Genomic DNA, 18,624 nt, shown 5'->3' on the forward strand with positions numbered 1-18,624 from the left:
AAAGGTTCCCTCTTATTTCAACAATACTTTCCCTACTGTAATTTCAACACCGATTTTCTGATTGTCGGTGGTGTACACTACTCTTCCCGAAGTTGTCACCTGATTGCTGTTGTAGTATGCCGTCCCGGTTATGACAACCAAAGCATAATCGGGGCTTCCAACATAGTCTGGCTTAGCATTCCCAATTCTTGCAGCGGTGGAACTAACAACACCGGCCAGAAAATCTCCTGCCTGATATGTTCTGATTTTACCTGTTGATGGATCGATTCCGGCAATATCGCCAACTGACAGGGTTCCTTCAGCGGGCATGTATTCAGCGTAAGAATCCGGTCCGGCACTGATAAATGCATGTTGGTTAACCGTGATATTTCCGTTGATATTGAAAATTTCAGAGGTGTCAGACTCAGCATCGAATGTGAACTTTCCAGAGGTTGTCAGATGCAGAAAGTCGCCTGAATTCGTATTGGTGATGCGGAATAGATTGTTGTTATTATCCACATCCCATTCATTATCGCCCTTCTTCAACATTAAAACAGAACGTTTGTCGGAGGCAACAGAGTGTATGAGAATGTTGGCAGGACCATTGTCAGACTGAATGGTAACCGGATAATTTCCGGTATGCAACTGAGCTGTCCCCATGTTCAATTCCGAGGTTTTACCGTGGATCCAGGTGTCGGCATAGATGTCATTTTCTGACGGAGCAGAAGGAGAGCCTGTAGAGAATTTGCCGTTGATAAGCAGGTCAGCACTGTGCGTTTCGATGCGGGCAGTATCGTTCCCCCACGGAAATTCAAAACGGGTTTGAATGAAGCCTGAATAATCTTCACTTTCAATGGAAAAATGTTGATGCAAACGGGTTGGGTAATGTAGATAATAGTGTGCGACCATGGCTATTTTGCCATCATCATGTTTGTTGTACCACACCACCGCTGTTTTTGCTGTATCGGCCGGCCATTTCATTTTAATAAGCGCCGATTCCGGCAAATGCGCTTGGTCGGTCTGTAAACGCATTCTTCCATTATCTCTCATCTCCAATGCAAAGGTCGAATCTGCCGAGCCAATCGATACTTTTCTTTGTGTATAAAGATTGTTTCCTGAAACCTGCCAGTTGGAACTATCAATAACGGTTTTCGCATGTAGAGCAATTGGAACCGGATGGAGATTTGCATAACCCAGGTCAAAAGTATTTCCGTCGCTCACCGAATGGGCTGTTATGTGGAAAACATAATTTGGGGAATGACTCCAGTCGATATTTTCGAAACTCCCGGTAACGGGTGTGCCTGCTCCGATAGATGCGTAGAAATATCCTGCTTGATTAGTCGTTATGGTTTGTTGTTCTTCGTACACAACTAGCGAATGGTCAACGGCGGAAACAAGTTGGAAATCCATTTCCAGTGATTGATTGGCAGGAACTGTACCATCATCATTTTGTATTATTCCCTCAAACGGCAGATAGTAGGGTGACTGTGCCATTGCAAAGAATGGTAGCAGGAACATGGTGAAAATAACGATTGTCTTCTGCATAGCTTAGCGGATGAATAGGTTTCCGTTACTGAGAATATAGCCAATGAGTTTCCCGTCGGGGGTGAGCGCCTTGTGTCCGTCCGTTTGAATGGCGCCTGAGTTGACTGTAAATTGACCATGCGTGCCTACCAGAATGTCTCCGGTGGAGTTTTGACGGTTGGCAACAAAGGCGGCATTTTCGGTAGCCACACCGATGAACTCATCTCCTGCCTGGTAGTCTCTCAGTTCTCCGGTGGCTGGATTTAGTCCAACCAGGTCTCCGGCCGGACAACTTCCAGACAATGTCATATAGGAGGCAGTACCTCTGGTGCCCGAAATAAAACTGTTTCCAACAGATACTTTAACGTTTCCTGCTACATCTACTTTTTCACCCGGCGTGGCGGTGCCAATTCCCAGGTTGCCATTTTGTGCCATGGTTATTACATCCTGGTTATTGTAGGAAATATGCAGGTCATCGTTATTCTCAATTGTCCATGTATTGTCTCCTTTCTTCAGTAGAATAGCAGCTGGTGCATTTCCGGTTGCCTGGTTGAGGAGCAGTTGCGCATTTTTCGATTCCTGGTATATTTCCATTTCTGCATATTGCTCTATTCCCGTATTCTCCCAATCCTTGTCGCCAATTCCCAGCTTTTTCCCCGCACCAATGTATACGTCGCCGTAAAATGCGGTTTGGCCGGGACTACCACTCGTTCCGACGATGAACTTTTTACTGCCGCTGACCTTGAATTCACTGTTAGTGGTGGAGAGTTGTACTTTATCGCGCCCCCATGGAATGTTAAAACGGGGAACCAGGTTTCCTTTCGAATCAGAGGTTGCGATACAAAATACGCTGTCGGGTTCTCTATTGATGCCCAAACGGTAAGTATAAAGCGCTGCCTGTGGATTGTCGTTCTTATCCACCCACATAATGGCGGGTTTGGCCGAGTCGGATTTCCATTTGAGTTTTATCATGGCGCTCTCATTCAAACGAGTTAGGGTTGTTTTAAAACGAACCGCTTTGTTTACACCAAAATCGAGAGCCTCTTCTGGTTTGTCTATACCGATTCCTACATTTCCGGCGGTATAGGAAAGCTGGTTGTTTTGCAACTTCCAGCCGGGATTGGAGCTGCCCGCAGCAAGTGCAAAAGGAACCGCATGGATGGGTTCTTTCTTAAAAACACGGAATCCGTTACCATCTTTCATATCGATGGAGATTTGTATGAATACTGTCCCCTGTGTCCAGTCAATGTCATCAAGACGGCCACTCGCATCTGTATCATTTCCGACAACCAGTTCAAGCATCCCGGTTGGCGACGTCGTTACACCTTGAGATTCGGAATAAATTGGAGTGGAAGAATTTTCGCCTTGCGTTAATTCAATTTGGCAATCAATAACTTGATCGGTCACCGGTTGATTGTTCTCATCGGTTAGCTGCGTCTGGTAAAGAAATCCGGGATTTTCCTGTGCCTGCGATAGTGCTATCACTAACAAGAAAAGCAATAATGTGAGCTTTGATTTCAACATGAGGAAAAGGATAGGGATTAATGTTTCTTTATGAGTTTTCGCGTATCAACAACCTGATGTGTTTGTCTGTCGACGCATCGAAGAAGGTATATTCCGTTGGCTAACCCCGAGAGATTTAATTCCCGGCTATTGGTTACGTTGGAAATAGTTGAAATGGCCATGCCGGTTATGTCGTAAATGGTAATGTCGACGGGGGCTAGGTTGTTGACGAGCTTGATGTTCAGCGCTTCGCTAAACGGATTGGGGTAGAACCGGTTTTCTGATTTTGCTTGTTCGTCAACGAAATTTGCTTGTGTTTTCATTGCCGGGATTGGATATCCCAACAGCTGAAAACCGTTTGCATTGCTTCCGGAAAAACCACCGATTCTCCAATGCATAACAGTGCTCCCCTGATGCTTTTCTCCGCCTGATACGGACATCGTCAGGGATTGTGAGTAAGAATATGAGGTAAAAAGCATGGTAAAGGCAAGGGAAAAAAGGTACCTCATATACAAAATGTCAGTTACATCATAGAACGTTTAAATATAGAAAATTCCAGTCAAACAAAATGTTATTATAATACTAACTTATGCATTTGTTATCCTGTTAAGTCGCTTCGCTTCATTGCAATTTGTAATTTTGTAAGGAGATACTAATGAAGAACTGAAAGAAGGAGATCATCAGATTAAGATGGTTTTTGTGTGGACGAAAAAATAATTTTTGAATGAAAGTAAGCGACATTATCACCCAGTCTGATAAAACGGTTTTTTCTTTTGAACTTTTGCCGCCGCTGAAAGGACAGAATGCCGATAAACTTTATCGAACTATCGAAGATTTGCTGGAGTTTGATCCCAAATATATCAACATCACCACCCATCGTGATGAGATGGAATACCGCACATTGCCCAACGGATTGCATGAAAGGCGGACCATTCGGAAAAGACCGGGAACGGTAGCTATTGCAGCTTCCATTCAGTACAAATATGGTGTGCCGGTTGTTCCTCATGTGGTTTGTGGGGGGTTCACGAAGGAAGAGACAGAGAACATGCTCATCGATCTTAATTTCATGGGCGTTAAAAATGTGTTGGCTCTCCGGGGAGATAAACTGAAATCGGAGAATATATTTAAGCCGGAGCCGAAAGGTCACGCTTATGCCAGCGACTTGGTGAAGCAGATTGTCGATTTGCGGCATGGAAAATATCTTGACCCGGAATTGAAAAATAACACTCCCATGGATTTCTGTATTGGTGTGGCGGGTTACCCCGAAAAACATGCAGAAGCAACCAACCCAGATGTGGATTTGCTGAACCTGAAAAGGAAGGTAGAGGCCGGTGCCGATTACATTGTTACCCAAATGTTTTTCGATAACCAGAAATATTACGATTTTGTGGATAAGTGCCGGGCAGCAGGTATTACGGTTCCGATTATTCCGGGCATAAAACCTCTTTCAAGGAAGAACCAGGTTTCGGTGTTGCCGGGAATCTTCAGTATCGATATTCCGGAAGAGTTCGCCAAAGAAGTGAGGAAGTGTAAAAATAATGATGAAGCCCGTGAAGTGGGAACCGAATGGGCCATTCACCAGGCAAAGGATTTGATTGCGCACAACGCGCCATGCTTGCATGTGTACACATACGGAATCTCTGATAATACACGGCAAATTGCCAAAGCGGTATTCTGATAACTAAAAAATAGTCGAACAGGTAGCCTGTCTTTTGTTCGGAGGCAGGTTATTTTTCAATCTGCTCCAACTACTTTGCTGCGTCGTTCCATAATCACCGTATCGCGCCAAATTCCATTCATCTTGCCCACTTTCTCGCGGTAGCCCAACGTGCGAAAGCCATACATTTCGTGAAGTTTGATACTGGCTTCGTTTTCCCGAAAAATGCTCGATTGTAGCGTCCAGAATCCTGCTTTCTCACTTGATTCGATGAGGTTTTGCATGAGTCGGTTTCCAATTCCCCGGCCACGGAAATTTTTCCTGATGTAAACACTTACTTCGGCTACACCAGCATAAACCGGCCTCGACGAAACAGACGATAACGCAGCCCATCCGGCGACTGTTTTTCCAACAGAGGCAACAAGCCGACAGGATTGAATGTGTCCGCTATTCCATTCTTCCCAGGTTGGAACGGTTTGCTGAAAGGTGGCGTTTCCGGTTTCGAGGCCTTCGGCGTAAATGCGGGCAACGTCCGGCCAATCTTCCTGTGTCATGGCACGAAGATCAATAGATGTTGTTATATTCATTGTTACGGATAATTACCGTGATGAAGGTAGTATCTGTTGCCTGAAAAATGATCGTCTGCTGAGCGATTTATGGTTTTGTTAATATCCAATTGAAAACTCAACGAAGAACTTTAGTGTTTGAGAAGTATCCGGAAGGTCATGAAAACCGCGTTTTTCTATTACCGTGATTCTGTTTCCGGGGAAAACCGCGAACCTCAAAAAAAACTGTTGAAAATGGAGAATGAAGGTTTGCCTTTCCTTTTTCATTTTATGATAACAGAATTGGGAAATTTCCGTTAACTTCATTCGTTAAAATCACAATCCATATGGTTAAGAAGAAAAAAAAGAAGAAACTAAGATTCAATAAAGCCGGCCTGAAAAAGGCGGTGCTCGATATTTTTTACGCCGACCCGAAAAAGACTTTCAACTACAAACAGCTTTCCGCTGAACTCTTTATTCGTGATATGCCAACCAAAAAGTTGATTCATGTCGTGCTGGAGGAGTTGAGAGATAATGAAAACCTCGAGGAAATCAGCCGCGGAAAGTACAAGCTGCGCTCGAAAGGCGGTTACATTACCGGCGTGGTCGAACTGACGCAGCAAGGCTTTGGCTTTGTAATTTCCGACGAAATCGATCAGGATGTATTCGTTTCGGCAGCCAACCTGAAAAGGGCAATGCATGGCGACAAGGTGAAGGTTTACCTTTATGCCCGACGAAAGAAACACAATCCGGAAGGCGAAGTGGTCGAGATTTTGGAACGGGCCAAAACCACTTTCGTGGGAACGGTCGAAGTTTCGAAATTTCATGCTTTCCTGATTCCGACACAAAAGACGCCGTTCGATCTTTTTATTCCGAAAGAAAAACTAAACGGTGCCAAAAACGGGCAAAAAGCTATCGCGAAAATTTTGGAGTGGCCCGAACGCGCTAAAAATCCTTATGCCGAAATTGTTGAGGTGCTGGGAGATGTGGGCGAAAATGAAACGGAAATGCACGCTATCCTTGCGGAGTTTGACTTGCCTTATAAATTTCCCGGTAAGGTGGAGAAAGCGGCTGAACAAATTCCATTGGAAATCCCGAAAGAGGAATATGCCAACCGGCGCGATTTCCGCAAGGTTCCAACTTTTACCATCGACCCGGCTGACGCCAAGGATTTCGACGATGCGCTCTCTGTTCAAAAGCTTGACAACGGTTTTTGGGAGGTCGGGGTGCACATTGCCGATGTGACGCATTATGTGCAGCCGAATTCGATTCTCGAGGAAGAAGCGTATAACCGGGCGACTTCGGTCTACCTGGTCGATCGCGTGGTGCCCATGTTGCCGGAAAGGCTCTCGAATGGCGTTTGTTCACTGCGGCCCAACGAGGATAAGCTTTGCTTTTCGGCCGTTTTTCAGTTGGATGACAAGGCGAACGTACATCACCGGTGGTTAGGTCGCACGGTCATTCACTCCGACCGGCGCTTTGCTTACGAAGAGGCGCAGGAAGTGATCGAAACGGGCGATGGCGACATGAAGGAGGAAATCCTGACGCTCGATAGGTTGGCGAAAGAGTTGCGAAATCAGCGGTTCCAGAATGGTTCCATTTCGTTCGATCGCATCGAGGTGAAATTCGATATCGACGAGGATGGAAAACCGCTGGGCATTATTTTCAAAGTATCAAAAGATGCCAACAAACTCATCGAAGAGTTCATGTTGCTGGCCAACAAATATGTCGCGGAATTCATTGGAAAGCCGACGCCGAACAAAAAAGCGAAAACGTTCGTCTACCGTATCCACGATAAGCCTGATCCGGATAAGCTCGATTCGTTCAACCATTTCATCAAACGTTTTGGCTATGGTATTCAAACCAACAACCCGAAAGCTGTTTCCGATTCGATGAACAAACTTCTGACGAATGTCGAAGGGAAGAAAGAGCAGAATGTGATCGAAACATTGGCCATTCGTACCATGGCCCGGGCCGAATATTCAACCCGGAATATTGGTCACTACGGTTTATCTTTCGAGTACTACACGCATTTTACCTCGCCTATTCGGCGTTACCCCGATATGATGGTACATCGCCTCCTGGCCCGTTATCTCGATGGTGGTCGTTCGGTAGTGGCCCAGAAATGGGAAGAGATGTGTAAACATTCGTCGGATATGGAAGTGCGGGCCAGTAATGCCGAGCGGTCGTCGGTGAAATACAAGCAGGTTGAGTTTATGAGCGATCACGTCGGAGAGGAATTCAAAGGCGTTATTTCCGGTGTAACTGACTGGGGGATTTACGTTGAATTGGAAGAAAACAAATGCGAGGGTATGGTTCCTTTACGCGATCTGACCGACGATTTTTACGAGTTTGACGAGAAAAACTATTGCATTATCGGAAGTCATACGCACAAACGCTACCAACTGGGTGATGAAGTCAATGTGGAAATTGTTCGTACCAACCTGCAGAAGAAACAGATGGATTTTCGGTTGGTAGAAGATGGTGAATAACATATTTTTTTCATAATTCCATAAAATTCCCAGTGGTTTGGGTTGGTTTACAGGTGTTTTCGTTATCTTGTGCTGAACAGTCGGGGCGAAAGTTCGAAAAAATCATCTATATTTGGCCAAATAGTAAGTAAAATAGAAATGAGTACTGAAAACGGAAGTTCAAAGCGCGATGCCGTTCGGGAAAACATTCTGACCATTGCACAGGAGATTTTTAGTAAATATGGTTACAAAAAAACCACGCTTGACGACATAGCCAATGCCGTCAGGAAAGGTAAAAGCTCGCTGTATTATTATTTCAGCAGTAAAGAGGATTTGTTCCAGGAAGTGGTGCAGAAGGAAGCCGACATACTCCGGGCTGAATTATCGAAGGTGCTCTTGAAGAATATTAGTCCTGAAGAGAAGCTGAAGGACTATATTATGACGAAAATTACCACCTACCGTCAGCTGGCGAATTTCTACAACGCCATTGAAAACGATTTGGCTGCGGTGGAGTTTGTGGATAAAATCAAGTCGCAATACGACCAGGAAGAAATTCGGATGATGAAGCGTATTTTGCTGGAAGGCGCCCGTCGTGGGAAATTTTCCGTACGTGATTTTACGCTGGTGGCCATCGGGATTACGACCGCGATTCGCGGACTGGAAATGCCGCTTTCGGCCGGTCCTTACAAATCAACCGATCTGGAGAAAAGTGTGGATGCGATTGTCCGTATCATCAACTATGGTATCATGAAAAGGGATTGATTTCCCGGAAAGATAAAAGAACCTAACCTGTCGATTCCCGGCAGGTTTTTTTGTGCTATCACCGTTCTGTTTAACGTAATCCATTAGGTCTTTTACCTTTTCGATTGGGTTCGGGACCTAAACGATTCGGTCTTTTTGCCAAATTTTTAGGTCTGCTTGCCAAACGATTGGCTGATGAACCTATTCATTTCGGTCTTTTTGCCAAAAATTTGAGTAATCGGCCCAATCGAAGAGCTAAATTGCGTAATCGAGAGGGTAAAATTGAGCGTCGATGTACTAATTTATCACGTGGATGTTTAAATATTGAGCTTCGAAACGCTAATCTATCGCATCGATCCTCCGGATCAACGAAGTGATGCTCTATTTTTCAGGATACAAGGGGTACACTAACGATGTACTTCCGTGATTTTGGGAATGGAAACGATAAATTGCCCAATCGGGATGAAAAAATACTGTATAGAGGTTCAAAGGGAACAGCTCGAATGGATGCGGGAGACTTTTTACCCGCTTACCTGCACATCAATACCCAATTTATCCTTCACGCGGGTGGCAATTTTTTCCAGATCGTCAGTCGTCACTTTCGAAAGATTCTGTGTGGGCGTATCACGGGCAATGGTGTATATCATCACTCGTTCAGGGCTAATTTCTGCCAACAGTTTCAACCAGGCCGAAAGCTCTTCTTCGGTAGTATTGTCAATCTGGTGGCCCGAAAACTCTCCCCGGATAAACATGGTTTGAACGGTCAGCTTCCCTTCGAATTTCTTCATGTTATTTACCACTTCCACTAAGTGAAAACGCCCCAGCGGGCAATCGAGCAACTGGATGGTTTCGGGGATAGCCGAGTCGAGTTTCAGGATGTTGTCATCCACTTTTTTCAGTGCTTCTACCACCTTCGGTTTGTGCAACATGGTCGAATTAGAAAGGACTGCTATTCGGGCATCAGGAAAGTATTCGTTCCGGATGGAGATGGTGTCATCGATAATATCAGCAAAATCGGGATGAAGTGTCGGCTCTCCGTTTCCTGCAAAGGTCAACACATCGGGAGCTTCCCCCGCGTTTTTCATCTCCGCCAGTTTTTCGCGCAGCAGTCGGGCAACGGTTTCCCGTGAAGGTAGTTCGGCTTTCTTTTCCCGTTTGTGTGGAGTCCAGCCACACTCGCAATAGATGCAGTCGAACGAGCAGACTTTGGTGTCGTTGGGGAGCAGGTTGATGCCTAGCGAAACCCCTAGTCGGCGACTTTTGACGGGGCCGAAAATAGTTTGGTCGAAAAGAAATGTGGACATGGCAATAATTTGCTACAAAGATGGGAAATTCTTCGTCAATTTAGATTAGCCGTTTTACCCGCGATCCCGACAGTAATTTCAGTTGTTGCAAATCCATGCCGGTGATGAGATTCAGACCGGGTTTTTTCCCGGGTGCAATCGTACCGAGTTGCTCGTCCATCCGAAGGGCTTTCGCGCCGTTTCCGGTAGCCCATTGCACCAGTTCACCGAATGGTATGTCGGGGAAATACTGGTGAAGGGTAATCATTTCGTCGAGTACCGACAGCGAATGATTGGACGACAGACTATCGGTGCCAAGGCAGATACTCAGTCCGTTGGAGCGGAGTAGTTCCACATCCGGGAGACGATCTTCGATAAATAAATTGGAATTGGGGCACAACACCAGCGATGTTTTCCCCTCGTCGCGGTTAGCATGGAGCCAATCGAGTTCTTCTTTTCCGGTAAACGTATTGTGTACGAGGAGTAACTGGCTCGAGGCCGGCAAAAACGGCAATACGCTTTCCAGCGAATTCTTCCCGGTAGGATGAAACGATTTTAGATCGATGCCGAGATTTTTCCTGATGTGCTTGGCGATCTTGCCTTTTCCCGTTTGGTAGAGTTCGTTTTCCTCTTTGCTCTCCTGGTTATGCATGGTGAGAATCGCGTTCTGTTCTAACGCCAGTTCACCTATTTTATGGAAAAGTTGCTCCGAAATGGAATAAGGTGCGTGGGGAACAACCGAAGCATTTATTCCAAGGGCGAACGCTTTCTTCTGCAAGAGTGAGGTGTATTCAAAAGCTGCATCGGCTCTTGCGGGAGAAAATCCTAATGCTTCGATGAAGGTGTGATACTGAATAGGCGACGATTTTTTCGTGTCGAAAGCCAGTGGATTGTTGGCAATATCTCCCACCGCCACAATTCCGTTTCGCTGCATTTCAGCGTCGGCAATCCGGGCCGCTTCTTTGATGAGGTCTTCCTGTATTTCGCGTTGTTTGACAATGCGCGAAAGAAATTCGGCCATGCCGGTTTTTTCCGGAAACGTATTTCTCAGATGCGATAACTCGAGGTGGCAGTGCGCATTCACGAATCCCGGAACGATAACTCCGCTGTAAAATTTTACGTTGGCTTTTTCCGGCAGTTGACCACCGGTGTCGATGATTTCTTTAATGGTGCCATCCTTTTCGGTTACAACGATCCCGTTTTTGTAAACTTTTCCGTTACCGGTGAATATGTAATGAGCTGCGAACTTATTTTTTGCCATCGTCGGGCTTGAGTTTGGGTTCTTCTTTCTTTGCCTGTTCTTCCATCTCGTTAAGCCGGTTCAGAACCTGGTCGTAAATGGCATCATATTTTTCGGGATGTTTGCCATAGTAGAGCACCGATTTGGCAAATACATCCGGGTCGACGTCGTGTTTCTTGCAAATGGAAAAATAAAGGTCGTTGGAAAAATTTTTGGTGGTTTGATCGAGTCGGAATCGTTGACCGTTGATGGCCTCCGAGAGGTGCATATCGACCAGCAGATCCACCATCTGTTTTTGAGGGAGAATTCCTTTCGGAATTTTATTACTGTCGGAGCACGAAGCCAGCAGCCATAGCGTCGATATGAGTATGAAAATTTTTGTCCGCATGATTCTGTTTTAATGTGACCAAAGATACTTACCCATTGCATGAAAGACAAATGTTAAAGTTGCTGAAAATTGGGGGACCACCGTATTAAAGAGTCTGTTTTGGGTTATGACGGGGCGATTTTTATCCTCGCAATTGCTGTTTTATGTCATATTATCGCAAAAGGGTAACAAACGTCAGTCTTTAGGGGCAGCGAAAAATATATTTTTGACATTGGTTTCGAAGAAGTTCAATTAAAATAGTGAGGTAAGAGTTGGCCGGGTAAATTACGAGTAGGATTCGTCGACGACATAATAGTCGATGAAATGCCGGCCGGCAGAATACGAGAGAGTGTGAGCGACCGACAGCGGATGGTTCGAATTTCCGGTTGTCCGTTGAAGGTCTGTAAATACGTGTGGAATAGCTGGAAAACGGTAGTCTGGCGGCTACCGTTTTTTTTATTCTATGATTGTTCGTCTTTTAATTCCTGCTTTTTCAGCGTCCGCATCTCGCGGTAAAGCGGTGAAGCAAAAACAAAGTCGTTCAGCTTCTCATTCGACGTGTAAAGAATTTCGTTTTTATTCCCTTCCCACCATTTTTCTCCATGCGAAATGAACAGAATGTTGTCACCAATTTCCATTACCGAGTTCATATCGTGTGTGTTGATAATGGTCGTGATGTCCAGGTCGCGCGTAATCTGATTGATCAGGTTGTCAATCAGAATGGAGGTCATCGGGTCGAGACCCGAGTTGGGCTCGTCACAAAACAGGTATTTCGGATTGAGCACGATAGCCCGGGCAATTGCTACACGTTTGCGCATCCCTCCCGAAATCTCCGCCGGATATAATTCGTTGGCACCTTTGATGTCAACCCGTTCGAGGCAGAAGTTAACCCGTTCAAGCTTTTCCTTTTCTGTTTGCTTGCTGAACATGTCGAGCGGAAAGCGCACATTTTCTTCTACCGTAAGGGAATCGAACAACGCACCGCCCTGGAAAACCATGCCGATATCCTGCCGCAAACTTTTCCGTTCTTTATTTGAGAAGTGGGCCACATCTTCTCCGTTGTACAGAATTTCTCCCTCATCAATCTCGAGTAAGCCAACAATGGATTTCAGCAAAACGGTCTTACCCGAACCGCTTTGTCCGATAATCAGATTGGTTTTTCCTTTCTCGAATTTGGTGGATATATCTTTCAGAACCGGGCGTTCTTCGAAGGATTTGCACAGGTTTTTTATCTCGATCATTTGAAGAAGATTTGCGTCAGAATTAAATCAAAAAAGAGAATTAAAATACTGGTTGTTACCACCGACTGCGTACTTACTTTTCCTACCTCGAGCGCACCTCCATCGACATAATAACCTTTGTATGCCGGCACCGATGCAATGAGGAAACCGAATACCAGCGTTTTCAATCCCGAAAAGGTGACATAGTAAGGCACGAATGCATAAGTCACACCATTTAGATACTGAGCGGTTGTGACAACTCCGGCCATTGGACCTGCGATTAAACCACCAACCAGTCCCGTCGCAATGCTCAGGATGAAAAGCATAGGACTCACAAAAACTACCGCAATAATTTTGGGAAGAATGAGAAACGAAGCCGAATTGACCCCCATAATCTCCATCGAATCTATCTGCTCGGTGATTCGCATACTTCCTATTTCGGTAGCAATGTTGGCACCTACTTTCCCGGCCAACATCAGGCTAAGAACCGTCGAAGAGAATTCGAGTATGAGTGTATCGCGGTTGCCAAGCCCAATCAAGTAGCTTGGCATAAACGGATTGGTCAGGTTATAGGTTAACTGAAGGGTGATAATTCCTCCCATGAAAACCGATATGATTACCACGATACCAATGGAATCGATTCCAAGTTTTTCGATCTCAACCAGTAACTGACGCCAGTAAATCCGGCCTTTTTCCGGCTTGCTGAATACTTTCTTCATCAGTAACATATACTGGCCCAGGTGGAAGAAGAATTTCATATATCTGGTTTTTCTGATTCTTTGTAATGCTTTCTGTCGTGCATTCTTTGCTCAGGCTCTGTTGAATTTCTGGTCTGATTTTCAGTCCGGCACTTTAACCTGTTATTGTACAAATATGCGCGTGTCTTTGTTTTACGGATAAAATAACAGGTTGAATATCAGTAGTTATTTTCTCCGAACATTTCTTTCCTAACCACCCGAATCGGATGGATAACCTTTTTGATACATTGATCTAAAAGTACAAAATTATTAAGGAATGCTCTTATATCTGCCTTTTCTTAGCTATTTGATCATCCTGAAGGATTTTGACTTTACCTTTGCAAAAATTTGGATAAATTTGGTACAAAACCGTTCATATGGACAATTGCAATAATTACTGCGTCATTATGGCTGGTGGTATCGGAAGTCGATTCTGGCCGCTCAGTACACAAGACAGACCGAAACAATTTATTGATATTCTGGGAGTAGGAAAGTCTTTACTTCAACTCACTTTTGAACGCTTCAACAAGATATTCCCTGCTGAAAATATACTGATAGTAACCAGTGAGCGCTACCGCGAAATGGTGTTGGAGCAGCTGCCTCAGCTGGATTCTGACCAGGTGCTGTGTGAGCCACTCAGACGAAATACAGCGCCTTGTATGGCTTATGCGACCCATAAAATTCTTAGCCGCTGTAAAGATGCCAACATCGTTGTGGCTCCATCCGACCATCTGATTTTGAAAGAAGATGCATTCCTGGAGGAGATTCGTAAAGGCATGGATTTCACCGAGAAGAATAACGCACTTTTAACGCTTGGTATTAAACCAAGCAGGCCCGAAACGGGGTACGGATATATCCAGGTAGCAGACAGTTGTGAGTACGCTGATTACGATAACCTGTATCATGTAAAAACATTTACCGAAAAGCCCGATCGGAAAATGGCTCAACTGTTTATGGAGACGGGCGAGTTCTTTTGGAATTCGGGTATCTTTATCTGGTCTGTGCAAGCCATTCACGAAGCATTGTCGAAGTACCTTCCGGATGTAAATACCATTTTCGAGAAGGGCTACAAATATTACCATACAGAGGATGAAGTCCATTTCATCAATAAAGCGTATTCTGAATGTCCGAATATTTCCATCGATTACGGGATTATGGAAAAAGCGGATAACGTTTATGTTCTATGTTCCGATTTTGGCTGGTCCGATCTGGGAACCTGGGGCTCCCTTCACGAAAATCATCATGTCGATGAAAATCAGAATGCCGTTTGGGGAGACAAGGTTTTTCTGTATGAAACCAGAGATAGCATCATCAATATGCAAGGTGAGAAAACCGCGGTGGTCCAGGGGCTGGAAGGATACATTGTCGTGGAAACAGACAATACCCTGTTGATTTGCAAAAAGGATGATGAGCAGCAAATCAGGCAGTTTGTTGCAGATGTGAATCTGGCGGAAGAGAAAAAGTAATCACAAAATATTTATTACAATAAGAGGCTTCCTCAAAAGGAGGCCTTTGTTGTTTTGCCTGTCATCTGATCTGGCTGATTTTTATACCTTAGGCATCAAATCTGAAAATTATGCAACGAAAAATCCATCTTTTCCTGGCGCTGGCCATCCTGTTCCTCGCGTCCTGTTCTCATTCCGGTAAAACCGGAAAACAAAAAGGACCGGTCGTACTGATAAAAACAGAATATGGCAACATGAAAGTGTTGTTGTACAACGAAACACCACAACACCGCGATAATTTCCTGAAACTGGTCAAGCAGGGATTTTACAACGGACTGCTTTTCCACCGCGTAATTCCTGAGTTTATGATTCAGGGCGGCGATCCGAAGTCGCGGGATGCGGAGCCCGGTCAGATGTTGGGAAACGGTGGCCCGGGTTACACCCTTCCGGCAGAATTCCGGCCCGATTTGATTCATAAGAAAGGTGCCCTGGCAGCGGCGCGCCTGGGCGATCAGGCCAATCCCGAAAAACGCTCGTCCGGTTCTCAGTTTTACATCGTCGAAGGGAAAGTATTTACACCGAAAGCCCTGGATTCGCTGGAAGCATTGCGTACGCAGCATGAAGCTCAGACAATTTATCATCAGTTGTTTATGAAAAAGGCCGATTCGGTACGCATATTGCAGGAGCAAGGGAAGCAGATTGAGTATGCGGACATGCTCGATCGACTGGAAAAGCAGGCTCAGGATAGTGCCGCTTTGCATCCGTTCCACTTTACGAGACAGCAACGGGAAACTTATACCACCATTGGCGGCGTTCCGCATCTCGATGGCAACTACACCGTATTTGGTGAGGTGATTGAAGGCCTGAATGTAATCGATTCCATTGCTCACGTAAAAACGGATGAGCACGACAGGCCCGTGAAAGATGTGAAGATGAGCATGAAAATATTGAAGGATTAGCGAAGAAGTCAGGCTATTTGCCTGTTTCTTCAATTTTCATTTTATTCACGGAAAACATTCAAAAACAGACCGGATTGTGAAGAAGATCGTTTTCTTGTTGGTATTATTTTTTGCAGTAATTGCTGCTAAAGCTCAGCAGCCCGAACATGTTGTGGTTATCTCAACGAACTTCGGTGATATGAAGTGCAAATTGTATAACGACACACCGAAGCACCGCGACAAATTTCTGCAGGAGGTCAGGAAGGGATATTACAACGGAACCTTGTTCTACAGGGTGATTCATAATTTTTTGATTCAGGGAGGAGCTGCTGATTCGCGAAATGCGCCTCCGGGGAAGCGCATTGGCTATGGAGATCCGGCGTTCACGGTCGACGATGAGATTCGTCCAAACCATTTCCACAAGAAAGGAGCTTTGTGTGCTCCCCGCCAACCCGACAAAGTGAATCCGTTCAAGCAATCCGATATTTCGCAGTTTTATATTGTCGAAGGACGTGTTTTTCGTCCGGGAGAATTGGATACCATGGAACTGGCAAACAATGTTCCCATCAAAAAGCAAATCGTCAGTCAGATTCTGACACCCGAAATTAAAGCTAAGCTGAAGAAGCTGAAAGAAGAGAAAAAAGTGAAGGAATTCAGGGCGATTGCCAATCCAATTAAAGGACAAATCGAAACCGAATATGCTTTGAACCCTCACGTACTGAAGTTCTCCAAAGCACAGCGAAAAGCTTATACAACTGTTGGCGGTTATCCGGAACTGGACGGCAAGTACACAGTTTTTGGCGAAGTGATTGATGGCTTTGATGTCATTGATAAGATTGCTGCAATGAAGACAGACAAAAATGCTCGTCCCCTCACGGATGTGAAAATTTTAAATATTAAAGTGATCAAATAAATGGCACGAATGAGACAACTGTTGATTCTGACGCTCGCGGTAGTATTGGTTTCCTGTGGAGGCTCGGGAAAAAAAGGCAATACGTCTGGTGAAACGGATACAAAAACCGAGAAGAAAGCGCCGGAGAAAGTCTCATTTGGAAAATTCTTGCCCTCTATTTTTTCAGTTACCACCTACGATGGGAAACGTCGCCTGGAACAGGGAATGGGTTTCTTCTTGAACGACAGTGTGGCTGTTAGCCTCTATTCGTTTTTCGGAAATTCGAATCGTGCCATCGTGCAGCCGCTGGATGGAAATAAGACTTACGAGGTGGCTGGATTTCTGGCAGTCGATCGGATCAACGATTTGGTATTACTGAAGATAAAAGGTTTGCGCCGGCCCGGATTGAAATTGTATACAGGCCATGTTCCGCAAGCTGCGCTGACCTATCTGGTTAATCCCATACGGGGAAATACGGTTCCCGTTGGTACGGGAAAAATGCTTGAAGAATCGACCATACAGGGGAACCATGTTTTCCGGATATCCAACGTGATTTATGGATCGACCTGTGGCCGACCGGTTTTTCTTAAGAACCGTGAGGTGTTGGGGGTTGGCAACCTCTATTCTGCCGGCATCGATCAGGACTACCTGGCCATTCCGGCTGAACTTGTTGAGAAGCTGTTGAAGAAGCAGGCTGAGCCACTGAAGCCGCTTTCGCGCCTGGGAGGGAAAGTTCCTCCCGCAGTAAGTGCTGCCAATGCCAAAATCAAGGGTGTGTTGGTCGAAACCGACTATGGTAACATTACCATCAAGCTTTTCAATAATATGCCGCTTTACCGCGACAATTTCCTGAAGCTTGTCCGGGAGCATTACTATGACTCATTGTTGTGGCACCGGGTCATTGCCAAATTCGTGATTCAAACCGGTGCGGCTGATACACGACATGCAAAGCCCGACGACATGGTAGGTTGGAAAGGACCGGGTTACACACTGCCGGCCAACATCAACCCGAAATATTTCCACCGCCGTGGAATGGTAGGAGTGCCCCGTCTTCCCGATAGTCAAAACAATTATAAGCGTTCGGACGGAAGTCAGTTTTATATTGTGGTGGGTAGAAAGTACTCCGATAGCGAGCTGGATGATATTGAAAAGGAGAACCACATCAAGTTCTCGCCTGAGCAACGCCGGGTGTACAAAACCATTGGTGGAGCTCCCACGCTGGACGGCGAATATACCATCTTTGGTGAAGTGACTTCGGGAATGGACGTGGCGGACCGGATCGATACCGTGAGTGTAGATAAATACTACCGCCCGTTGCGCGATATTCGCGTGAAGCGTATTCGTATCCTGAAGTGATTATTTTCTTCCCGGTAGGGAAAGGAAAAATTCGGCAATTTTCAAATCTACCGGATGCGTAATTTTGATGTTTTCGCGATTTCCTTCCACAAGATGAACCCGAAAGCCAGTACTTTCCACCACCGAAGCATCATCGGTGAATAACGGATCGTAAGATTGTTCGTAGGCTTTTAATAATGTTGACGAATGGAACACTTGCGGCGTTTGCACTGAAAAATAACGACTTCGGTCAACCGGAACCGATTCTTCCATCGTCCCTTTACGTAACGATTCAACAACGGACAGAACCGGAATAGCACCGCCCTGTTTTTCCGCTACCGCGAAGCAATCGTTGATGGTGGTTTGACTGACCAACGGACGAACGCCGTCGTGGATGGCAACTAAATCGCAGTCGGACAAAGCAGACAAACCGTTTTTTACCGACTGAAATCGCGTATCTCCGCCGGAAACAACTCGATGACGAAGGACAAAGTCATGATTCAGACACAGTTGTTCCCAGAAAGGAATCTGTTCGGCAGGAAGTACCACAATCAATTCCATGGATGAGTCAAACCGGTGGAACGCTTCGAGCGTGTACATCAGGACGGGTTTGCCTAATAAATCGAGAAACTGTTTCGGTCGGTCGCTTTTCATTCGCGAGCCACTGCCGCCGGCAACAATAATGGCGGAACGTGTCGTCGAATGTGAGTCGGTTCTGTTCATGGCGATTCAGGTCTGATTTCGGTT

17 protein-coding genes are annotated in these 18,624 nt (G+C 45.5%); 7 read left to right on the forward strand and 10 right to left on the reverse strand.

What is annotated here, in order from left to right:
- Positions 1–12: 12 nt before the first annotated feature.
- The 3 genes from GJU87_RS18630 to GJU87_RS21365 are packed head-to-tail and all read right to left on the reverse strand — an operon-like array spanning position 13 to position 3,329.
- Positions 13–1,524 carry a hypothetical protein gene (locus tag GJU87_RS18630; protein WP_153640852.1) on the reverse strand — a complete coding sequence of 504 codons (1,512 nt, stop codon included), beginning with the start codon at positions 1,522–1,524 and terminating at the stop codon, positions 13–15.
- 3 nt (positions 1,525–1,527) lie between these two features.
- Positions 1,528–3,027 carry a hypothetical protein gene (locus GJU87_RS18635; RefSeq protein WP_153640853.1) on the reverse strand — a complete coding sequence of 500 codons (1,500 nt, stop codon included), beginning with the start codon at positions 3,025–3,027 and terminating at the stop codon, positions 1,528–1,530.
- A 17-nt stretch (positions 3,028–3,044) separates the two neighbouring features.
- Positions 3,045–3,329 carry a T9SS type A sorting domain-containing protein gene (locus GJU87_RS21365; RefSeq protein ID WP_194831578.1) on the reverse strand — a complete coding sequence of 95 codons (285 nt, stop codon included), beginning with the start codon at positions 3,327–3,329 and terminating at the stop codon, positions 3,045–3,047.
- A 401-nt stretch (positions 3,330–3,730) separates the two neighbouring features.
- Between GJU87_RS21365 and metF the strand changes: the two genes are divergently transcribed.
- Positions 3,731–4,684 carry a methylenetetrahydrofolate reductase [NAD(P)H] gene (gene metF / locus GJU87_RS18645; RefSeq protein ID WP_153640855.1) on the forward strand — a complete coding sequence of 318 codons (954 nt, stop codon included), beginning with the start codon at positions 3,731–3,733 and terminating at the stop codon, positions 4,682–4,684.
- A gap of 56 nt (positions 4,685–4,740) precedes the next feature.
- On the opposite strand, the gene GJU87_RS18650 is transcribed toward metF, so the two are convergent.
- Positions 4,741–5,250, reverse strand: a complete 510-nt coding sequence (locus GJU87_RS18650) for a GNAT family N-acetyltransferase (protein ID WP_194831579.1) — start codon at positions 5,248–5,250, stop codon at positions 4,741–4,743.
- 305 nt (positions 5,251–5,555) lie between these two features.
- Between GJU87_RS18650 and rnr the strand changes: the two genes are divergently transcribed.
- Together rnr and GJU87_RS18660 are read left to right on the forward strand one after the other, a co-directional pair.
- The gene (gene rnr / locus GJU87_RS18655) at positions 5,556–7,700 is read left to right on the forward strand and encodes a ribonuclease R (RefSeq protein ID WP_153640856.1); all 2,145 of its coding nucleotides are present in this window, start codon (positions 5,556–5,558) and stop codon (positions 7,698–7,700) included.
- 138 nt (positions 7,701–7,838) lie between these two features.
- Positions 7,839–8,441: a TetR/AcrR family transcriptional regulator gene (locus tag GJU87_RS18660; protein WP_153640857.1), complete on the forward strand. Its 603-nt coding sequence runs from the start codon at positions 7,839–7,841 to the stop codon at positions 8,439–8,441.
- 500 nt (positions 8,442–8,941) lie between these two features.
- Here the strand turns inward: GJU87_RS18660 and GJU87_RS18665 are convergent, their stop codons facing one another.
- The 5 genes from GJU87_RS18665 to GJU87_RS18685 all read right to left on the reverse strand — a co-directional run bounded on the left by GJU87_RS18665 (position 8,942) and on the right by GJU87_RS18685 (position 13,288).
- The gene (locus GJU87_RS18665; protein ID WP_153640858.1) at positions 8,942–9,724 is read right to left on the reverse strand and encodes a radical SAM protein; all 783 of its coding nucleotides are present in this window, start codon (positions 9,722–9,724) and stop codon (positions 8,942–8,944) included.
- Between the two features lie 40 nt (positions 9,725–9,764).
- A complete protein-coding gene (locus GJU87_RS18670) occupies positions 9,765–10,934 on the reverse strand; it encodes an amidohydrolase family protein (protein WP_373921492.1) in 1,170 nt (389 codons plus the stop codon).
- A gap of 16 nt (positions 10,935–10,950) precedes the next feature.
- Positions 10,951–11,331, reverse strand: coding sequence for a DUF4296 domain-containing protein (locus GJU87_RS18675; protein ID WP_153640860.1), 381 nt, complete (start codon positions 11,329–11,331; stop codon positions 10,951–10,953).
- 440 nt (positions 11,332–11,771) lie between these two features.
- Positions 11,772–12,551, reverse strand: a complete 780-nt coding sequence (locus GJU87_RS18680; protein ID WP_153640861.1) for an ABC transporter ATP-binding protein — start codon at positions 12,549–12,551, stop codon at positions 11,772–11,774.
- Complete coding sequence (locus GJU87_RS18685; RefSeq protein ID WP_153640862.1) at positions 12,548–13,288, reverse strand: ABC transporter permease; 741 nt, start codon at positions 13,286–13,288, stop codon at positions 12,548–12,550. The genes GJU87_RS18680 and GJU87_RS18685 overlap by 4 nt, the downstream gene beginning before the upstream one ends.
- Before the next feature lie 356 nt (positions 13,289–13,644).
- On the opposite strand from GJU87_RS18685, the gene GJU87_RS18690 reads away from it, so the two are divergent.
- From GJU87_RS18690 to GJU87_RS18705, 4 genes are all read left to right on the forward strand, one after another.
- Positions 13,645–14,733: a mannose-1-phosphate guanylyltransferase gene (locus tag GJU87_RS18690; protein ID WP_153640863.1), complete on the forward strand. Its 1,089-nt coding sequence runs from the start codon at positions 13,645–13,647 to the stop codon at positions 14,731–14,733.
- 110 nt (positions 14,734–14,843) lie between these two features.
- Complete coding sequence (locus GJU87_RS18695; RefSeq protein WP_153640864.1) at positions 14,844–15,671, forward strand: peptidylprolyl isomerase; 828 nt, start codon at positions 14,844–14,846, stop codon at positions 15,669–15,671.
- A gap of 76 nt (positions 15,672–15,747) precedes the next feature.
- Positions 15,748–16,563 carry a peptidylprolyl isomerase gene (locus GJU87_RS18700; protein WP_153640865.1) on the forward strand — a complete coding sequence of 272 codons (816 nt, stop codon included), beginning with the start codon at positions 15,748–15,750 and terminating at the stop codon, positions 16,561–16,563.
- Between the two features lie 9 nt (positions 16,564–16,572).
- On the forward strand, positions 16,573–17,898 hold the full coding sequence (locus GJU87_RS18705) for a peptidylprolyl isomerase (protein ID WP_194831580.1): 1,326 nt from the start codon (positions 16,573–16,575) through the stop codon (positions 17,896–17,898).
- On the opposite strand, the gene GJU87_RS18710 is transcribed toward GJU87_RS18705, so the two are convergent.
- Entirely contained in the window at positions 17,899–18,600 is a 702-nt protein-coding gene (locus GJU87_RS18710) for a 2-C-methyl-D-erythritol 4-phosphate cytidylyltransferase (RefSeq protein ID WP_153640867.1), read from the reverse strand.
- Positions 18,601–18,624: the final 24 nt, after the last annotated feature.

Origin of the sequence: Prolixibacter sp. NT017 (assembly GCF_009617875.1) — a bacterium.
In the GTDB taxonomy this organism is placed as follows: Bacteria; Bacteroidota; Bacteroidia; order Bacteroidales; family Prolixibacteraceae; genus Prolixibacter.

What these genes read in the sequence shown, in the direction of transcription:
- GJU87_RS18630 (WP_153640852.1), bottom strand. Translation starts at nt 1,524, where the DNA reads ATGCAGAAGACAATCGTTATTTTCACCATGTTCCTGCTACCATTCTTT.
- GJU87_RS18635 (WP_153640853.1), bottom strand. Translation starts at nt 3,027, where the DNA reads ATGTTGAAATCAAAGCTCACATTATTGCTTTTCTTGTTAGTGATAGCA.
- GJU87_RS21365 (WP_194831578.1), bottom strand. Translation starts at nt 3,329, where the DNA reads ATGAAAACACAAGCAAATTTCGTTGACGAACAAGCAAAATCAGAAAAC.
- metF (WP_153640855.1), top strand. Translation starts at nt 3,731, where the DNA reads ATGAAAGTAAGCGACATTATCACCCAGTCTGATAAAACGGTTTTTTCT.
- GJU87_RS18650 (WP_194831579.1), bottom strand. Translation starts at nt 5,250, where the DNA reads ATGAATATAACAACATCTATTGATCTTCGTGCCATGACACAGGAAGAT.
- rnr (WP_153640856.1), top strand. Translation starts at nt 5,556, where the DNA reads ATGGTTAAGAAGAAAAAAAAGAAGAAACTAAGATTCAATAAAGCCGGC.
- GJU87_RS18660 (WP_153640857.1), top strand. Translation starts at nt 7,839, where the DNA reads ATGAGTACTGAAAACGGAAGTTCAAAGCGCGATGCCGTTCGGGAAAAC.
- GJU87_RS18665 (WP_153640858.1), bottom strand. Translation starts at nt 9,724, where the DNA reads ATGTCCACATTTCTTTTCGACCAAACTATTTTCGGCCCCGTCAAAAGT.
- GJU87_RS18675 (WP_153640860.1), bottom strand. Translation starts at nt 11,331, where the DNA reads ATGCGGACAAAAATTTTCATACTCATATCGACGCTATGGCTGCTGGCT.
- GJU87_RS18680 (WP_153640861.1), bottom strand. Translation starts at nt 12,551, where the DNA reads ATGATCGAGATAAAAAACCTGTGCAAATCCTTCGAAGAACGCCCGGTT.
- GJU87_RS18685 (WP_153640862.1), bottom strand. Translation starts at nt 13,288, where the DNA reads ATGAAATTCTTCTTCCACCTGGGCCAGTATATGTTACTGATGAAGAAA.
- GJU87_RS18690 (WP_153640863.1), top strand. Translation starts at nt 13,645, where the DNA reads ATGGACAATTGCAATAATTACTGCGTCATTATGGCTGGTGGTATCGGA.
- GJU87_RS18695 (WP_153640864.1), top strand. Translation starts at nt 14,844, where the DNA reads ATGCAACGAAAAATCCATCTTTTCCTGGCGCTGGCCATCCTGTTCCTC.
- GJU87_RS18705 (WP_194831580.1), top strand. Translation starts at nt 16,573, where the DNA reads ATGAGACAACTGTTGATTCTGACGCTCGCGGTAGTATTGGTTTCCTGT.
- GJU87_RS18710 (WP_153640867.1), bottom strand. Translation starts at nt 18,600, where the DNA reads ATGAACAGAACCGACTCACATTCGACGACACGTTCCGCCATTATTGTT.